Consider the following 19,528-nt stretch of genomic DNA (forward strand, 5'->3'; position numbering starts at 1 on the left):
ATAATTATCTCTAGTTGCAGTATTTGTAAGTCCTATTTTTGAAAAAAAATTAGATCGTTCTGCTTCGCTACACTCAAAAAGGGTAAAGGAAAGAAGGGTAGAGGGTAAAAGAGCTAAAGTATAAAAGGCTAAAGAGTCCTCCCAACCGCGCAGACAACACGAAAACCAATAGTGTAGCCGATGCTATCGCGCCCCGCCCTAAAGCTGCTGCTGCGGGACGCGGAACGGCAGTCCTCAGGATAGGTGAACCAGGAACCGCCCCGCAGTACTTGATATTGACTAGCATTATCTATCCATGCACTTCCATCACTAGGCGCACCTTTATAGCTGTCATCCCAAGTATCTTGACACCACTCCCGGACATTCCCGTGCATATCGTATAACCCAAAGGCGTTGGCTGGAAAACTTCCTACTTCTGCTGTTTCTTGGCGATTTCTTCCTTTTAATGCAGAAGCATAAGCAAAATTCCCATTATAGTTAGCTAATTCAGTTGTAATCGTCTCGCCGAAGTGAAATGGTGTCGTTGTTCCTGCACGACAGGCGTATTCCCACTCTACTTCACTAGGTAGACGATATTCACGCCCAGTCTTTTGACTCAGCTTTTTGCAAAAGTCTACTGCATCATTCCAGGACACTTTCTCTACAGGACGTTTTGCTCCCTTGAAGCTGGACGGATTGCTACCCATTATTTGCTGGTACTGTTCCTGAGTCACTTCAAACTTGCCTATAAAAAAAGCAGGTACATTGACAGCGTGCCGTGGTTCTTCATATTTGGTTCGACCATTTTCACCGGGTGGCGAACCCATATTAAAAGAGCCTCCAGGAATCTCAACCATATCTAAAGTTATGCCATTACCTAAGTCCTCCTTAAAGAACTTAGCTTGCTTGTTAGCATCTCGTTTAATTACCTGTCCCTTTTCATCTACCGTTACCGTTTCAAACTCAACTGTCCGTAAGGGCAATCCAAATGCTTCAGATGCTCTTTTATCAGCTACAGAGATAAGTGACGGTGATTGACGCTTAAGAATTTCACGACCTACCACTGCTGTCACCAAACCTACGCCTCCCAAGCCAGCCCACTTCAAAAATTTTTGTCGGGTTATTCGCTCTTGAGGCCATAAAGTGGGTTGATGACTTGCTACAACTCTAGTTTCAATTGCAGTGATCTTCTTTTGTTTAAGTCCTAGAGTCCGTTGAAGTTGCTTTAACCTCTGCCGAACATCATCACTATCAAGGGAATTTCCTGCTTTAATTATTTTAATTAATTCCTGCTCATACTGCTGTAACTTTTGGCGATATTCTGCTTTCTCTCGCTGCCGTTGTTTTTCTGCCTCCTGCTGCTTTAGTCGTACAACTTCTTCTTGTTGTTGTTTTTCTGCCTCTTGTTCTTGTCTGATTCTCTCTTGCTGTTTCCGGTCTTCTGCTTGTGAAGATGATTGAATAATAATTGCTTCAAGTTCAGATGTTTCCGCATCATTTAGTTCTAAAATTCGTTGAAAACGTTGAAGTTCTTCACGAGTAGCATCACTGAGGGGATATTCAAACTGCATCGACTCTCTAAACACCTCTTTATACTGCTGAAGCTTTTGCCGATGTTCTTCGATCGCAGCAATAATTGGATTTTCAATTGCAGTCAAATTCTTAGCAGTCAGATTTAACGCTTGATAACGTTGCATTAATTGAGAGCGTTTAAAAGCACTAAGCGGATATTCTTGCTGAATAGCTTCTGTAAATTCCTGCTCATATTGCCGCAAGTTTGCTTGATGCGTTTCAATCTCCGCATTAATCCGCCTCTCGATCGCTCCCACATCTCCATCACTCAACCCCAACGTCTGCCACGTTTGCTGCAACTGCTTCCGCGTCACCTCATCTGGATAATGCTGTCGCTGCGTCGCCTTCACAAACGCCTGCTCGTACTGCTGGAGTTTTTGATGATAGCTTTCAATCTGTGTTGTGATTTGTGCTTGAATTGGTGCAACATCTACATCTGTCAGTCCCAAGCGCTGCTGCTGTTGGCGTAAGTCATTCCAGATTGCCTTGCTGAGAGGATATTCCTGCTGCGTGGCAGTAAAAAACAGCCGTTGGTAATCCTGGAGTTTCTGGTGATATGCCTCTACCTCAGCCGTAATCTGAGATTCAATCGCCGCAACATCACTATTTGCAAGCTCTAATTGCTGCTGGGTTTGCCGTAAGCGATCGCGGCTTGCTGCACTCAGGGGAAACTCCTGTCGCAGTGCCGTTGTAAACTCCTGCTGATATATTTCCAGGTTTTGCTGATGTGTCTTAAACCGTGCAGTTACTTGTGCCTCAATCGGCATCGTGTCCTCATTCCGCAGCCCCAAAGTTTGCTGGAGAATTTGCAGATCGTGGCGATCGCTATCTGTAATTGTCTCGTCTCGCTCTAGTAGTTCAGTAAACGTCTGTTGATACTGCTGGAGTTTGTCGCGGAACTCATTGCGGTACGGTTCCAACACCTCATCTTCGATCGCCTTCGCCTCAGTTGTCTCCAATCCCAAGCGAGTCCTCTGATAATCTAATGTGCGACGACCAACAAGAGAAATTTCGCCTCGATGAATAAATCGCGCAACCTCTTTACGGTATCGATGTCTGGGATCACCCGGAGCTACCTTTGATAGTCGAATTTTAAAGCCTTCTCGAATTGCATAGATTTCCGGCTTCATTGCCGGCTGAAGTTCTCGCACCTTCTGACTCGCGTACTCATGGAGTTCATCGATAGAGATAAACTCATCGCGATCGCGATCGGCTTCTCCCGACTTAATACCTTCAACCAAAAAACGAGTGTAAATCGATAAATCTTGCCCCTCTTGCTCAAAGGAATATTGAGTTGAAGTAGAAGAAGTCAATACTGCTCGTCCTTCACCGCCCAACTGCTCCCGGATGTCAATCATGCCGTCATCTTTGGCAGACATTCCCTCAGCAAACGCGCCACTAAAGCAGCTATCTAGGATCACAACCTGCCGCCGGGAGCGGCTTTCGCTCATGCGATCGTGAATAAAATTGGCAGATACCGACGTTGAGCGAATCAATTCGCCCTGCGGTGTCTTACTGGTGTTGCGAGTTGCCAGATACAGCCTACCGCGATCGTCTTTGATGCCGTGTCCCGAAAAATACAGCAACAGCAAATCATCTTTGTGCCGTCCAGAGAATAGCGTTTCGATCGCAATTTCTACAACTTGTCGTTCAGGATTTTTTAGCAGGGTAATATCTGACGCAGCAAATCCGCCCATCTCTGGATGCAGCAGCACCTCACAAACTGCTTCCACATCTCTAACTGCACTGGGCAACGGGTTTAGCCCTGGCTCATACTCACTGACCCCAACCAGTAACGCTACCTTCGCCATTTAATTTACCTATGCTGCGATCGAATCCTATGCGGCTTTAATCTCTGTGTTGTTTCGCTCATACCAAGTTTTAGAATATCACCTATATCAATTAGACTAGTTATGAGCTAAATTTTTTAGAGCAAAATTTAATCAAGCGTAGGCGTAGCCCATCGTAGACATTGCAACATGGAAAGAGACACTGCTAAATAAAAGTATAAATCTTACTTATTTATGTAAGAAAAATCCAGGCAGCTACTGTATCAGTATCCAACCACGGCTTAGTAGAGCATTTCATTAATTAATAGCAAAGTAAATTTGGCAACAGCCTGCAATATTAATGCATCGGCTGACAATGCCAATACATCGGGTAACAATGCCAATGCATCGGGTAACAATGCCAATACATCGGTTGACAATGCCAATGCATCGGGTAACAATGCCAATGCATTGGGTAACAATATTAATGCGTCCCCTTGCATTAAACAAGCTACGCTTTTACACAAAAGTGTACGTATTATATATTTTTGGCATCTATCATTTTCCCTCTTAGCTGTTATGACCCTCCGCCCTGATTCTACCCTGAGCTTGATTTCTCCCAGTATTAGCGATGTTCGCCAACAAGTCGCCCCTTTAAAACTAGGAATTATGGCTTCTGGGAATGGCAGCAATTTTGATGTAGTTGCTCAAGCTATCCAAGATGGACAGCTAAATGCTCAAATTCAAGTTTTAATTTACAATAACCCCTCGGCAAAAGCAGCCGTCAGAGCAGCCAATAGAGGCGTAGAAGCTGTTTTATTAAATCACCGCAACTATAAAATCCGAGAAGAGTTGGATGAGAAAATTGTGCAGACATTGCGCCACTACGATGTGGAATGGGTGATTTTGGCGGGTTGGATGCGATTGTTAACGTCAGTTTTCATTGATGCCTTTCCTGACAAAATTATTAATATCCATCCTAGTTTGTTACCTAGTTTCAAGGGAATCCATGCTGTAGAACAAGCCTTGGCATCTGGGGTAAAAATCACTGGTTGTACGGCGCATATCGCTTGTTTAGAAATGGACAGTGGCCCAATATTAATGCAAGCCGCAGTGCCAGTTTTGCCGGATGATACAGCAGAAACACTCCACGCCAGGATTCAAATTCAGGAACATCGAATTTTGCCGCTAGCGATCGCTCTTGCAGCTTCTTCGTCAAAGTCATTTTTTTAACGAACCGCAGAGGCACAGAGGACACAGAGAAAAGAAAGAGAAGGAAAACTAATTGCTTAACTGAACTGTAGTGGTCTATAAATCAATACAGTTCAGATAAGAGCAAAACACTTGTAGAGACGGCGATTTATCGCGTCTCAAAACCCCAAAATTTTTGCCAGTAGCCCTTAAATGAATCGTATTGGTCTATAAGTTTTCGTAGCGTGCATTAACCCCTAGTTATTCACAGGATTTATGATTCATTATCAAACCACCAAGGGTCATTAGTCGCGTTAGTTTTAATTAAAATAGCTTTTTTTCGCATGAACCGTTTGAGCGCTGCTGCACCCATGCGCGATCCTCCCATCCCGGAGAATTTAAAAGCGTTTTTCTCTCCCTCGTGCATGATGGCTGTGAGTGCAGCATCGTTGATACTAATAGCACCTGCATCTATCTGCTGGGCAATTTCTAAGGCTTCAGCTTCCGAGGCAAAAACAGCAGCACTTAACCCATAAATTGAATCATTTGCTAAAGACACCGCTTCTTCAACTGTGGAAAAAGGCATTATTGGCATAATGGGGCCAAAAGTCTCTTCGGTCATCACTTTCATGGAATGATTAACCTGGGTAAGCACTGTTGGACGACACCACCAACCCCCACCTAAGTCTTCAATTACACCGCCGCAGTGAATGACTGCTCCCTTTTCTACTGCATCTAGGAGATGATCGCTAATAATTGCGGCTTGTCTTTCGGCAATGATGGGGCCAATTTCTCCACTTTCAACAGTGGGGTAGGCTAGCCCAAGGCGATGTGCTTTGGCTACTAATTGATGGTAAAACTTTTCAAATATGGATTCAGCAACATAAATCCGCTCAATTGATAAGCACGACTGTCCAGTGTTGACGACGGAACCCCACAAGATTGCTGAGGTTGCTAATTCTAAATTGGCTGATTCCAAAACGATCGCAGGATCTTTTCCCCCTAATTCCAAAAAAGCTGGAATAAATCGTTTCGCAGCCGCTTCTGCCACTTTTCGCCCTGTTGCAACACTACCTGTAAAGCATACTAAGTCTACATTGTCAATCAAAATAGATCCGGTTGCGCCTGCTCCTTCAATAAAAGCTAAGACATCGCGCAATTTAGGGACGGCATTGAGTGCTGTTGTCAGTGGTGCAACGAAGCGGGGAGCGATTTCACTGGGTTTGACAATGACGGCACAACCCGCCAACAACGCCGGAATGGTATCAATAGTTGAGAGCAACAGAGGAAAATTCCACGGGCTAATGATCCCCACTAGGGGGTAAGGAACGGATGTTTGTTGCAAGGCGATAAATGGAATTGCTGTGTTTTTTGCAGAGTCTTGCAGCAATTCTGGTGCTAACCTACACCAGCGATCAATGCTAGAGAGGAAAGAGTCTATTTCTAATACTGACGTTGATAATCTTCCCGTATCATTTACCAAAGCTTCCGTTAAGCGATCGCGCTCTGATACTATCGCTGCCTTCCACTGCTGTAAAGCTTCAATTCTCCCCTCTAAACCCAGCTTTTGCCAGCTAACTTGTGCCCGCCGCGATCGCTTGCATTGCTGTGCTAGCAACCTTGGGGGTGGCGGGATAATTACGTAATCAAATTTGCCATTTCGGGGATTGCGAACTTCTATTGGTTTTGTCATTTGTCATTGGTCATTGGTCATTGGTCATTTGTCATTGGGCATTAATCAATAATTCTTCTTCCCCTACTCTCTCATCTCCTTCATCTCCCCCATTCCCCATTCCCCATTCCCCAATTCAAATTATCCCCAGTTGGGCTAACCGATCAATTGTGGCTTGCTGGGTTTGTAAAAAATGTTTGCGGTCTATTTCTCCCTCCAGCATAGTATTAGCTGGGTAAAAGTGTGATTGGTGATAACTTTCGGCGTATAGTTCAAAGCGTTGGCGAGCAAGTAAATTATGTAACCCCGGTCGGCGGCGATCGCGGCGTAATACTGCTAAATCAATCTCGGCAAATGCTGCCATGCTCTCGCCTGCACCTGTCTCGGCTAAAACGATTCCGCGATGATCGATGATTTTAGAACCACCATCAGCCGAAGCTATGGGGATGGCAATATTAGCGATACCTGCGGTATTGGCTGAAACCACGTAAGCCATATTTTCGACGGCGCGAGTGATTTTTGCCGCGTCTTTGGGAGTGAGGTTTTTGTTGTATACTTCCGAAGTGGAATGGACAAAAATCTCTGCTCCTCGCATCGCCAGACATCTTGCCACTTCTGGATATAAAATTTCTTCTGATGCTAAAGCTGCTAAATTACCGATCGCAGTTTTGGCTACAGGGAAAACCCCCTCTAAACCATAACAGTCAAGATATTTATCCCAAACATCATGGGGAGTGGGAGCAAATAAGGAATTTAGCCGCCGATATCGCAAGACGATTGAGCCGGAGGGGTCAAGAATAAAGCAGGTTTGGAAGTACAATCCAGGAAAGTTGGGATCAACTTCGTAGGCATTACCAGCTAAAAATATTTTATGCTTTTGGGCAATTTTACCCAGCGCCTCATACTCAGCACCAGCCATTTCTATACAGGCTTTTTCTGCCCATCCTCCGAGATTATCTCCCATCGGGAAACCTGTGAGGAAATATTCTGGCAGTACAATTAAACGACAATCAAAGCCAATGAAAGCGATACTGGCAGCAATTTGTTGAGCTAGGCGGTTGATAGTGTTTTGCATGAGCGATCGCGCTTCGTGGCGATCGCTTGCTTGATTGACTGCATGACAGGTAACTTGGAGTGCTAAGGCACGGAATGATTCTGGATTAGTTGTCGTCATTGGTTATTAGTCATTGGTTATTGGTCATTGGTCATTAGTCATTGGTCATTAGCAAAGGACAAATGACAACTGACAAATGACCAATTTAGCGATCGCCACCCCAGAGCGATCGTACAAGTTTATCCGTCATTTCTGCCCCAAATAGCCGTACAGCAATTTGGTTGTCTGGGTCGCGTTCTGCAACAGTACGGCGCACAAATAAGTCACGCTCAGATAAAGCAGCCCGTTCTGATTCTGCTACTGGTTCAGCTTCATCTACCCAACCTAGCCAACGATCTATCATCTCATGCGCTACCGTGTGGACACGATCAAGTGTCTCTTCTGTGACTGGACTGGTGTAACACAAACTAGTATGAGATTGTACCTGACGGATATACAGCGTTTTGCTAATATACTGCTGAAAACGTGAATCTTTCAGAAACACCAAATATGTCTGGTTCACAGGTTCGTAGTAACGATCCAAATAGTCGAGATCAGTGAATAGATCGGTGCGAGGGACGTAATCTATAAAAAAGAACAGTTCTGGAACCGTGGCAAAGACAATAGCCAAATGAGGAACACGAATCTGCGAGTTGAGCCAAACAGTTAGGTGCATATTGCAAAAGCCAGATTTAGGTTCGCGCAACCATGAATGCACAAGCCAATCAATTTCTGGGCCAGAGAAGGTATTGAGCGAGCCGTGCGCTTCTCCAATCAAAGCAGAGTACTTTTGAAGGTTCTCAGTAGACGGATCTGAATGTAATTCAAAACGAGCGTCTATTTTCTCACGGAGTTCATTTGTCCAACCCCACAACTGCTCAAATAAGGCTGTATTGTCTACATTAATTTGCTGCTCAAGCACTATTTGTACCCTTTTAGATCAGAATGCAAACAAACATAATATAAAAGCAAAAAACCAGCATCTAGCTTCTGCCAGAATTCTTTCACTGACCCAGAACAACTGTAAATGGCGTGGAATTATTGTTTGCTTCTCCTGTCTTTGGATAAACTTAATTTAAATCAAGAACTTCGGGTAGAAGAGAGAATGTCAAATTTCCGCGATCGCACAGAGTCAAACACCGATAAAGTTTTACTCATCGGAGTTACTGGCGGCACAGGTGGAAATGTCGTCAAGGGATTTCTCGAACAGGGAGTTACTAACCTGCGAGTCATCACTAGAGAAATTGACCTTAATCGTCCAACTCTTGCAAAGCTCAACAATGCCGGAGTTGAACTGGTAAAAGCCAACCTCGACGATGAAACTTCTCTCTTAGCAGCCTTTACAGGCATTTCGGCTGTTTACTGCCACGCCACTTCTGCGGACTCTACTAAAATTGACCCGCTAGAGGTGGAGAGAGCCAGGCGAGTTGCAAAAGCTGCCAAACAAGCTGAAATTAAGCACTTTGTCTACAATTCCGCAGGTGGGGCGGATAGAAATTCCGGAATCCCTCGCATTGAGCAAAAGTATCAAGTAGAGAAAATTCTCAAAGAAGCGGGCTTACCGACTACTATGTTGCGAGCCTGCTTGTTTATGGAGGAGTTTTGGAAGAAGTACACGCGACCTTCTATTCTCAAAGGTAGTTTCCCATTTTCCATTCAGCCAGACAAACCCCTTCATCTAATTACAACTAAGGATATGGGCCGCGTTGCTGCCTATGTAATCAAACATCCTACCAAGTATATTGGTCAAGAAATTGAGCTAGCTGGTGATGTGTTGACTCCAAAGCAAATGGCAGAGGCATTCTCTCAAGCGCAGGGGATAAAAGTTGTCCATAAAGAGACACCTGCTTGGATTTTCTTACTCCTGCTGCAAAAAGAACTGTTCGATTTGATTCAGTGGTATCGCAAAAAAGGTTATCAAGCCGATGTCCAGCGTTTACGAGAAGAAGAGTTTCCTGGACTTCTGACCACATTTAGGGAATTTTTGGCAGAAACTCACTGGTCAAATGCGGAACTCACCTATGAGAGTCTGCGATCGCATTAGACATAGGAGTGAAAATGAATGTAGAGACGTAGCACTGCTACGTCTCTACAAGGATTTTGGATAACGCATATTTAATTTCTGGAGATGTCTATTAGTACACTGTGGCAAAAGTTAACAGGTAACTTGCAGTACCAAGACCCGATTATCTGCCCTGCTATGTACAAATTTTCTTAACGATTGCACCTCCCCAGAGCGATCGCACAAGTTTATCTGCCAACTCAGAACCAAACATCTGTGCGACAAATTTATTGCCTGGATCGCGTTCAGCACTGGTACGCCTTACCAACAAATCACGGGCTGCCAAAGCGTTGCGTGCATCTTCTGGTAAGGGTTCAGCTGTATCTACCCAAGTCAGCCAGCGATCGAGGGTTTCGTGTGCAAGTGTGCGAGTTAATTCGAGGGTTCCCAAGGTGGGTGCGCCTGAGTAGCACAATTTAACAGGCGATTGAAATAATCGAAGATACAGACTTTTGCTGGTAAATACCTTGAGGCGCGAATCTTCCTGTAACTTTAAGAATGTTTGATTAACTGGCTCATAGTAGCGATCGAGATATGCCAAATCGGTTAAAAGCTCAGTTCGGGCAATGTAATCTATATAAAATAATATATTTCCATTTGGAAGTGTGCCAAACTCAAAAGCCAAATGAGGAACCTGGATATGCGACTTCAACCAAGTGGTGAGACGCATAGTGCTAAAGTTTGATTTTTCCGGGTTTCCCAACCACGAATGCACTAGCCAGTCAATTTCTTCCCCAGAAAAAGCAGTCAGTGAACCCTTCATATTGCCATCGAGACTGCTGTATTGCTGTAAATCTTCTACAGAAGGGTCTGGATGTAACTGGAAACGAGCCTCTAGTTTTTGGTGGAGTTCTTTTGTAATTCCCCACAACTTTTCAAATACAGCCTTATTGTCTAGATCGCTTGGTTGCTGAGTCATAGTTTGAGTTTGCGGTTTTTCTATAAACTTTATATTTAGTTTGACACTTTTTGGCATCTAGCTAGTTGCCCATACCAAGTAACATATTTTATCGAATTCAGGACTGTGATAAAAAGCCCATCAACTAAAGCATGATAAAGCTATTGCAGCAATCTGTATCAACCGATGATTCTTTATTTAGCTCTTAATTTAGATGAATATTTTCAAATAGCATATATATAAATTCGGTTTGATATTCTGAAAATATACGTAGGGTGTATTAACGATAGTGTAGAACACCCAAACCTCGATAATGATGCGTTACAAACTCCCTTCAAACACACTCTAAAATACCTAATCATGTTCAAAAATCCAATAGTAATTATAATAATTAAATATTTTTTTAAAAGCCAAGTTATTAGGATTTAGTTTACATAATTAGCTAGAAAATGATTTTGAAATTTGCTTAATACATTATTCTAATAGTTTATTAATGTTGCTTGAAAAAGTTTTTCACACTATTTATTCAGTATTAATACTGAAAAAAAGGCTTATGGGAAGTGTTAATTTTAGTTAATACACAATTATAATCTCTCTAAAAAAACAATATAAAAATGCGCCTGCCTTACAAACTGAGATTTGTTTCTTCTCAACTAGTAACTGTAACAGTACTGCTGACATTACTCTTGTTTATTCCTCAAATTTGGCTTAACTGGCAAGTATACTATAACTTCAATAGTATTATTAAACATGAATTTAAACTACAAACGCTGAGTGATGAAATTACTTATCTTGATGAAGTATTAACGATGTCAGCTCGGATGAATGCTGCTACAGGAAACTCTATCTGGGAAAAACGATATCGCCAATTTGAGCCTAAACTCGATATTGCTATTAAAGAATCTATCAAACTGGCTCCTAAAGCATATCAAAATGAGGATGCCCAAAAAATTGATGTTGCTAATCAACTTTTGGTCACAATGGAATATAAATCTTTTGAGTTAGTTAACAAAAATCAAAAAGAGACAGCACAACTACTACTTTCTAGCCGAGAATATGAAACTCAGAAACACATTTATGCTGATGGTGTTGCCAAAAGAAATAGTAATATATTAGTTCAGTTACAGCAGAAGGTTGATGAATATTATAAAAGAATATTTTGGGCAGTTTTAGAATCTGTTATAAGTTTAGCACTACTGATTCCAGCATGGCTTTTAGTATTGAATTTATTGCAGCAATACTTAAAAGATAAAAAAATTGCTCAAGCCGCCTTAGAAGAAACAAATTGTAGATTGGAAATGCAAGTGGTGGAGAGAACGGCAAAATTAGAACACAAAAATATTCAACTAGAACAGACACTACAAGAATTACAATATACTCAAGTACAACTTGTTCAAACCGAAAAAATGTCCTCATTAGGTCAGTTAGTTGCTGGTGTTGCTCATGAAATCAATAATCCAGTTAATTTCATTTATGGAAATCTAATACATATTAGAAAATATAGTCAGCAATTACTAACTTTAGTTAACCTGTATCAGCAAGAAAATTGTAATTATAATCCAGAAATAACTAGTTTTATTAATAAGATAGATTTAGAGTTTATTCTTGATGATTTGCCAAAAATATTATCCTCAATGGAAATTGGTACTGAGCGCATTTGTGAGATTGTGCTAACTTTGCGGAACTTCTCGCGTCTTGATGAAGCAGAAATGAAACCTGTTGATATTCATGAAGGAATTAATAGCACGCTAGTAATTTTAGAGCATCGCCTTAAAGAAAATCATAAGCAGCAAGAAATTGCAATAATTAAAAATTATGGTGATTTGCCTCTTGTTGAATGTTATGCAGGAGGATTAAATCAGGTATTTATGAATATCTTAAGTAATGCTATTGACGCTTTACATGAACAGCAAGAGGACTATTTAAAAAAAGATGTTACAAAACATCTGAATTCTATTATTATCCATACTAAAGTTAAAGATGAAGATTTTGTAATTATTAGTATTAAAGACAATGGGATAGGAATATCAGAGAAAGTTAAGACTAGATTGTTTGACCCTTTTTTTACTACTAAACCTGTAGGTAAAGGTACTGGCTTAGGATTATCCATCAGTTACCAAATTATAGTAGAGAAGCATAAGGGAAAAATCAACTGCATTTCTGCACCTGGGAAGGGTACAGAATTTGTAATTGAGATTCCCATCAAGCAGATGCAATGAAGAAGGGGAAAGGGGAAAGGGGAAAGAGAACCAGTAACTTAAAAGCAGGGGTTTCAAATATGGGCACTGCTAAGTTATCGCACTACGTGTCTTAAAAATATTCGGTTCTTCCGGTGCTTTTATGGTGGTTACTAAATTTTAGTAAATTTTATTAACTACATTTTAATGATATTTATCCTTAAAACATAGACTGTGTAAGCATTGTAGCAGTTTCACGTATACTGAAATAATCCAAATAGCATGATTTATACTATAACACAGTAAAAATTAAGGCTTTCACGCAGTGTGCCGTAGGTATCGCTATGAAATTTACTGTAGAGCAAATCCTGAATCTGCCCGATATGAAAGTATTAGATTTTCAAGAAATTGAAGGGGAAGAAATAATTATAACGATAGAAAAAAGCGTTAACTATTCGACTTGCCCATCTTGTGGGCAAAATACTCAGAGTATACATCAAAATCATTGGCGGATGATTCATGATTTATCTTGGAGTAAAAAGCCAGTACTCTTAAAAATAAATCGTCGCCAGTTCAAATGTCATAAATGTAAAAAAGTCTTTAGTGAGAAATTGGATTTTGTAGATAAAAGTAAAGGATATACAAAAAGATTAGCAACAGACATAGTACAACAAGTATTAAATAGTAATATTCATAGCAAAAGTGTTGAATGTTAAGAGAAATCCGATAAAAACAGCCCAAAATATGTTAAATTTTGGGCGGAAGATTAAAGTATATCTATTTGATAGTGATTATAAATTCATTTCCCAAGATTGTCAAAGATATCTTGAGAGGACTGCCAAAAAACGATTATCCAGTATTGAACAGTCGTCTGTTCTTTGAGTGCTGGCTCTCTTATGCTATGGATAACAGCTTAACAAGTATGCGAGATTTGTTTAAGAGATTAAACAACACAGGATTTGAAGTAGATATTTCTACTTTTTCTAAAGCAAACTTACATCGAAGCCAAAAACCTTTTCAAGAAATTTACCAAAAATTGAATGAATTAGTACAGAAGAAAGTTCAAAAAAAGTTGCATGATAAATATGCAATTTGTCCAATAGATTCAACAATTATTACTCTCACAAGTAAATTGTTATGGGTATTAGGACATCATCAAGTAAAACTTTTCAGTTCTCTAAATTTAGCTACTGGAAGTCCATCAAATAACTTCATAAATTTTGGACATGATCATGACTATAAATTTGGTTCTAAAATGATGTCTAGTTTACCAATAAATGCTGTTGGGGTGATGGATAGGGGTTTTGCTGGATTAAAATTTATCCAAGAATTAGTACAAGAAAACAAATATTTTGTTTTACGGATAAAAAACAATTGGAAACTAGAATTTGATGGCTCAAATGGGTTGGTTAAAGTTGGTGCATCTGGTGATGCTCAAGCCTATAGAGTAATTAACTTTTGTGATTTAGAAGCGAAAACCGAGTTTCGCTTAGTTACTAATTTACCTTCTCATGGAGAGGCTGCCGTTAGTGATGATGAAATTAGGGATATTTATCGATTACGTTGGGGAGTTGAATTGTTATGGAAGTTTTTAAAGATGCACTTAAAACTTGATAAATTAATTACTAAGAACGTCAATGGTATCACTATACAAATTTACGTTAGTTTAATAGCTTATCTACTTTTGCAGATATTATCTATCCCACAACAATGGGGACATACGCTATTAGATAAATTTCGCTATTTACAATCTTGTATGTGTCAGAAAATCAGTTATGTTCATTGGTTTGAGGAGATGATGTCATGTTGACTATTTTAGGCTTTTTAGAGTTAGTGTAACTAGATATGTAAAGTTTTGTATTAGGATTCAACATTTCTGTATTCATAGTGTTGCCGAAAGGAATGGATTGAGTGATGAAGAAGTAGAATCAATGTTAAAAAAGCAAGCTTCACAAATATTAAATATTAATCTAAGCCAGGTAAAAAAGTTAGGTATAGATGAAATAGCTTTAGTTAAAGGTCAAGGAAACTACTTAGCAGTATTAGTGGATTTAGATACTCATAAGCCAATTGAAATAGTGCAATCACGACGAATAGAAGATATCCGTGAAGTAATTGCTGGCTGGGGATTTGAAGTACTTAATCATGCTTGTTGAAGTGAGTATTGATCTCTGGTCGCCTTATAAAAGCTTAGTAGAAGATTTAATGCCAAATGCTAACATAACTGCTGACAGGTTTCATGTGATGAAACAAGTAAATGATGAATTAGATCGGATGCGTAAAACTGAGAAGAAAGCAGCAATGTCGTTAGAAGATAAATCCGAAAAATCTCGCCAACTAGAGGCATTAAGTAGCTAGGCACAATTAAATATAAGACGCTCAAGGGCATATTCCCCCTTTACGCTTCTAGCTTCCATGCCATCAATAATTGCCATAGCCAAATCGTAGTTATTGTCAAACATTTGTCCAGCAATTTCATGAGTTTTTAGTTGATGCCACTCTTCCTCTATCCGATTCATTTCGGAACAATAAGGTGGTAAAAAGAAAACGAATAATCCTTTTTCCTGCCACTCAAGCCATTTTTGTTTTGCTTTCTTACTGGTATGTAAGGAACCATTATCGTGAACAATAACACTGATGCGACCAGTTTCAACTAAAGTGTTTTGTGCCTTAGCTGCAACCCAATCCATAACCTCGATGTAGCGTTTTGTTTTGAACCCACCTTGAACCAAGGCATATTCAAAACTGACTTGGGGTTGCCATAAACCCAAAATACTAATGCGACCACCACGGCTACCAACTTGTGCCATTTGTTTTTGGCTACCGATACGACTGTAACTATAGCTAACGGGACTCCAACGACAACACCCAGACTCATCAAGATACTTAAGCTCGACATAACCCTCTACTGCCGCTTGCTTTAAGGTATCTAGGTCTGCTTGCTTAATTCGTCGTTTTTCTGGGTCTTGTTTTCTCTTATGAGTATGGCGGGTGCGTTTCCATTTCCACTTTTTTTTGAGCAAACGTCGCAAACGAGACGGACTCAATTGCACATTTCTATCTTGAGCCAATTTTTCTGATAACTGCAAACTGTTATAAGTACGGGGCTCTACCTCTAAGCAATCCTCTAAATATGCTAAGTCTGCCTCAAGCCATTTGCACTTTGCTCCTCGCCCGGAAGTTTCCCACAGTCCTCCCAAACCCTTATTTTCCCAACGCCTCAGTGTTGCTCGTACCGTATGTTCGTGACACTCAAAAATTTTAGCTATCGCTGGTACATTCCATCCTTGGGCATTTAATCGAATTATGTGGGCACGCTCTCGTGTCCGTTGAGGAACTGTTGTCGCTGACCGTAACTCCAAAAGCGTCAAATCTTCTAAATCTGTTAATCTAACTCGCAATGGAGCAGACATCTCGTAGAACCTATTTTTTAGACCTTCTCTATCTTATATTTAATTGTAACCACCTACTTAACTAAAAGCAAATATAGTTTAATTAAAAATGAAGATTCTTTAAACGAAAAGCAAAAATCAAAATTAAACTCCGTGTTAGAGGTGTCGCCGACTCTGGCTAAAATGCACGCACTTAAAGAACAATTCCGCCAGATATTTGAAACCACTAAATCTTGGGGAGATAGCATAACACAATTATTAGATTGGATGTATGATGCACGTTCATACTTTCCGAAAAGTCTAGGGACAATGGTGAGATGGTTTGGGGAAATAGTCGGTTATTTTGATGGCAGAACTACCAGTGGTACTGTAGAAGGAATTAATAATAAACTCAAGTTAATTAAAAGACTTGGGTATGGCTTTCGGAATTTTAGCAATTTTCGATTACGCAGTTTATTAAACTGGCACTTTTCTATTAATTCTCCATAAAAGTAACGGATGAACCAAATATTCTTTTTTATTCGGGCTATTTAAAAATAGGGGATTTCTTTATACGTTGTGGGAAAAGGTTAAAGGGTAAAGGTTTTTTATTACCCCTTACCCTTTTTGGTAAGTAAATATAAACTCATTTGGGATCTTCTAGATTTTTAGGGCTAACCCAAGCGTATTAATTTATAGTCATATCTTTGACATAATCTTGCAATGGTTTTGTCAATACACTCTGCAATAATTCACTCATCAAACCGTTTAACGGAACTAGGCAGGTAATTCCTGCCTTTTTTAATCAATGCCTTCTAGCAAGGTAAGGTATTAAGCTGTTACGCAAATAAGATTGCACATCAACTGGTGAGGTTGTCCTTTATCCTTGGTAAACACTTTTGACTAATGACTAATGACGGTCTACACGGAAAATATTGCAATATGTAGGCGCGTTAGCTTACTCTTTAATTATGGGCTATTTCCCTTTACCTGAGAATTACTGATAGAAAATCCTCGACGAGTAGGTTTAATATTAGCTAATTCCACCTTAAAACTTACCTTATCAGTCATTTCACCACTTCTCGCTTCCAAATCCCACTTTCCAGGGCGCAAATTCCAAAATAAAGAATTAGCTGAATTTGTATCTAATTTTTCCCCATTTAGCCACCATTCAACAGACGCAGATTTATTTCCCGCTAGCTTAAATTCGAGTTTTTGCTTCGTTTCTTCACCTGGATAGACTAAAAATAAATCGCCATGATGCGGGGACAAAATTCTCAAATTGGTAGAAACAAGACTCGATTGCTGTTGTTTTGCCAACCACTCGTTATACTCTGGTGGTAAGTTAAATTGCTTGTCACTTTCGTAGGCAATTTTATCTTCTGGATAGAAATATTCTTGCACCACTGAAGTACAATCTGGTGTTGGTCGTAATCCCGAAATTGCACAAATAGGTAATTGCACTAAACCTTCTGGAGGCGGAAAAGCTGCTGGTTCTTGATGTTCGTGCAGGTGTAGCATAATCCGATTCCACAAAGGTGCAGCGCCTGTCACACCTGAAACTTGTCGCATCGGTTCCCCGTTGAAATTGCCTACCCAAGTAGCGACGGTGTAATCAGTAGTGAAGCCAACTGTCCAAGTATCACGAAAATTGGAAGAAGTGCCAGTTTTAACGGCAACAGGAAAGGGTAAATTTAAGACAGAGTTTACACCAAATGCTGTTGCACGAGCATGATTATCACTGAGGATATTAGTGATTAATTGCCATATTGTCGTTGAATTTTGGATATTACATCGCATATTTGGTGCGCTTTCAGCGCAACTTGAATTTTGGCTTGGAGAATCAGAAAATTTGCTTACTAGAGGGATAGACTCTCCAAGTCGTGCCATAGTAACGTAAGCTCTAGCTAATTCCCATAAACTGACTTCGCCACTACCGAGAGTCAAACCTAAACCGTAATGTTCTGGGGTTTGATTGAGGTTTTCAAACCCCAGTTGATGCAATCGTTCTAAAAAAGTCTGCACACCTACTTTTTCTAACACCCTCACTGCGGGTACATTTAACGAATTTGCTAAAGCGATTCGCACCCGCACAGGGCCAAGAAAGCGTTCGGTGTAATCGGTTGGGCTATAAAGTCTCGCGCCGGGAATTGCATAACGGGCGGGGACATCTGCCAAAATAGTATTTGGGCGAATTAAACCTTTTTCTAAAGCTAATTCATACACAAAAGGCTTGAGGGTAGAACCAGGTTGACGTAGCGCTTGCACTCCATCATTGCGTCCTAGTTTTGCTTGATTAAAGTAATCAGGCGAACCGACATAAGTCAAAACTTCACCAGTGTGGTTGTCAATCACCAACGCAGCTGCATCATGAACATTATTAGCGGCTAGGGAAGAAATTACCTGTTGCACCTGTGCTTCGATAAACTGCTGTAAAGGGCGATTTATAGTTGTGCGAATAACGGATTTATCCCCCCTAACCCCCCTTATTAAGGGGGGGATTAAGCCCTGCTTTTCAAGGGGGGTTGGGGAGATTTGATTGGCTAACCAAAATAAAAAGTGTGGTGCGGCGATAATTCCCCGTGGGCGAGATTGAAATACAACTTTTTCGGTGTGTGTTCGGGCTGCGTTCGCACTACTAATATATTTTTCCTCTACCATACGATTAAGGACGTATTTTTGTCGCTGCTTCAACCGTTCCCAATGTTCATAAGGGTTAAAGTATGTGGGATTATTGGGGATAGCGGCCAACAAACTGGCTTGAGCAAGATTTAACTCACTCGCTGGGATAGAAAAATAAGTCTGTGCGGCTGCTTCTACACCATATATATTCCCGCCCATTGGTAGCCGATTAATATATGCAGAGAGAATTTCATCTTTATTCATCCCTGCTGTTAACCGCCAAGATAGCCAAATCTCTTGCAGTTTACCAGAAAAGCTGCGGGGGACGGGATCTAACATCCGCGACAGTTGCATAGTAATAGTGGAAGCGCCGGAAACAATTCGTTTCGCGTGGATGGCTTCTTTGCTGGCGCGGATAACAGCTTTCATATCCAACGCGCCGTGATGGTAAAAGCTGCCATCCTCGGCGGCTAAAATAGCATGGATAAACTGGGGCGAAACTTGATTTAGTGCGACTACTGATGTATGTTCTTGGTCACGGGTGAGCAATGTTCCTAATGGTAAACCATTGCGATCGCTAAATTGCATTGCCAGTTGATTTTGGGCAATATCTGCGGCTCGAACGGGCGCAAAATAGGGTAATAAGCGTATAACCAGGCAGATTACCAGCACAGCTAGGATAAATTTGCTACTTTGCTTAATTTGGAGTAGCGATCGTAAAATTAGTTTCATCAGGGAATCCCTGTCAAGAAAACCTACCTTAATTTTGACGCAGCGATTACATCGATATCAGTAAATATGTCAAATCCTTAATAATTTATTTGAAATTACTTAGCAGATGTAAATTAATATTTGCAGAAGTTAAATACTTATTCATAGTTAAGAATTGTAGTGATTTTTAGGAACAATCATACAGGATTAGTTATCTATGTAAATAAACATAGTAAAATCCAAACTCTATGTAAAAAATAGTCATATAGCATCCTTTATTTGTCTTGGCATTGCCAACTCAAGAAGATATGCAAAGTTTTGTTAGCTATAACTTGTGAATTTTTTATTTTAAATTACTAAAAAATATGATTATCAGATTTTTACTCCGTTTGCACTATAAAATTGTCTATT

At 40.4% G+C, this 19,528-nt stretch carries 11 protein-coding genes and 3 pseudogenes; 7 read left to right on the plus strand and 7 right to left on the minus strand.

Annotation, left to right across the window (positions count from 1 at the left end; all coding sequences use genetic code 11):
• Positions 1-128 precede the first annotated feature (128 nt).
• Positions 129-3,362: an SUMF1/EgtB/PvdO family nonheme iron enzyme gene (locus tag GJB62_RS37660; RefSeq protein ID WP_245246037.1), complete on the minus strand. Its 3,234-nt coding sequence runs from the start codon at positions 3,360-3,362 to the stop codon at positions 129-131.
• A gap of 537 nt (positions 3,363-3,899) precedes the next feature.
• Between GJB62_RS37660 and purN the strand changes: the two genes are divergently transcribed.
• Positions 3,900-4,553: a phosphoribosylglycinamide formyltransferase gene (gene purN, locus GJB62_RS28880; RefSeq protein ID WP_114085100.1), complete on the plus strand. Its 654-nt coding sequence runs from the start codon at positions 3,900-3,902 to the stop codon at positions 4,551-4,553.
• A gap of 232 nt (positions 4,554-4,785) precedes the next feature.
• Here the strand turns inward: purN and GJB62_RS28885 are convergent, their stop codons facing one another.
• The 3 genes from GJB62_RS28885 to GJB62_RS28895 all read right to left on the minus strand — a co-directional run bounded on the left by GJB62_RS28885 (position 4,786) and on the right by GJB62_RS28895 (position 8,198).
• Entirely contained in the window at positions 4,786-6,204 is a 1,419-nt protein-coding gene (locus tag GJB62_RS28885; RefSeq protein ID WP_114085099.1) for an aldehyde dehydrogenase family protein, read from the minus strand.
• Positions 6,205-6,319: 115 nt separating this feature from the next.
• Complete coding sequence (locus GJB62_RS28890; RefSeq protein ID WP_114085098.1) at positions 6,320-7,357, minus strand: nitrilase-related carbon-nitrogen hydrolase; 1,038 nt, start codon at positions 7,355-7,357, stop codon at positions 6,320-6,322.
• Positions 7,358-7,442: 85 nt separating this feature from the next.
• On the minus strand, positions 7,443-8,198 hold the full coding sequence (locus tag GJB62_RS28895; protein WP_114085097.1) for a red chlorophyll catabolite reductase: 756 nt from the start codon (positions 8,196-8,198) through the stop codon (positions 7,443-7,445).
• A 105-nt stretch (positions 8,199-8,303) separates the two neighbouring features.
• Between GJB62_RS28895 and GJB62_RS28900 the strand changes: the two genes are divergently transcribed.
• Entirely contained in the window at positions 8,304-9,320 is a 1,017-nt protein-coding gene (locus tag GJB62_RS28900; RefSeq protein WP_245246038.1) for an NmrA family NAD(P)-binding protein, read from the plus strand.
• Between the two features lie 154 nt (positions 9,321-9,474).
• On the opposite strand, the gene GJB62_RS28905 is transcribed toward GJB62_RS28900, so the two are convergent.
• On the minus strand, positions 9,475-10,257 hold the full coding sequence (locus GJB62_RS28905) for a red chlorophyll catabolite reductase (RefSeq protein WP_167755999.1): 783 nt from the start codon (positions 10,255-10,257) through the stop codon (positions 9,475-9,477).
• Positions 10,258-10,850: 593 nt separating this feature from the next.
• Between GJB62_RS28905 and GJB62_RS28910 the strand changes: the two genes are divergently transcribed.
• From GJB62_RS28910 to GJB62_RS28925, 4 genes and pseudogenes are all read left to right on the plus strand, one after another.
• Positions 10,851-12,455 carry an ATP-binding protein gene (locus GJB62_RS28910; RefSeq protein WP_114085095.1) on the plus strand — a complete coding sequence of 535 codons (1,605 nt, stop codon included), beginning with the start codon at positions 10,851-10,853 and terminating at the stop codon, positions 12,453-12,455.
• Between the two features lie 302 nt (positions 12,456-12,757).
• A pseudogene (locus GJB62_RS28915) lies at positions 12,758-13,105 on the plus strand (transposase family protein); the annotation flags it as partial.
• 95 nt (positions 13,106-13,200) lie between these two features.
• On the plus strand, positions 13,201-14,223 hold the full coding sequence (locus tag GJB62_RS28920) for an IS4 family transposase (protein ID WP_114081515.1): 1,023 nt from the start codon (positions 13,201-13,203) through the stop codon (positions 14,221-14,223).
• A 76-nt stretch (positions 14,224-14,299) separates the two neighbouring features.
• Positions 14,300-14,765 (plus strand): annotated as a pseudogene (locus GJB62_RS28925) (transposase); the annotation flags it as partial.
• Between the two features lie 2 nt (positions 14,766-14,767).
• Here the strand turns inward: GJB62_RS28925 and GJB62_RS28930 are convergent.
• Entirely contained in the window at positions 14,768-15,826 is a 1,059-nt protein-coding gene (locus GJB62_RS28930; protein ID WP_245245942.1) for an IS630 family transposase, read from the minus strand.
• A 75-nt stretch (positions 15,827-15,901) separates the two neighbouring features.
• On the opposite strand from GJB62_RS28930, the pseudogene GJB62_RS28935 reads away from it, so the two are divergent.
• Positions 15,902-16,294 (plus strand): annotated as a pseudogene (locus tag GJB62_RS28935) (transposase); the annotation flags it as partial.
• 459 nt (positions 16,295-16,753) lie between these two features.
• On the opposite strand, the gene pbpC reads toward GJB62_RS28935, so the two are convergent.
• A complete protein-coding gene (gene pbpC, locus GJB62_RS28940; protein WP_114083146.1) occupies positions 16,754-19,138 on the minus strand; it encodes a penicillin-binding protein 1C in 2,385 nt (794 codons plus the stop codon).
• Positions 19,139-19,528: the final 390 nt, after the last annotated feature.

Origin of the sequence: Nostoc sp. ATCC 53789, assembly GCF_009873495.1 — a bacterium.
Classification (GTDB): Bacteria; Cyanobacteriota; Cyanobacteriia; order Cyanobacteriales; family Nostocaceae; genus Nostoc; species Nostoc muscorum_A.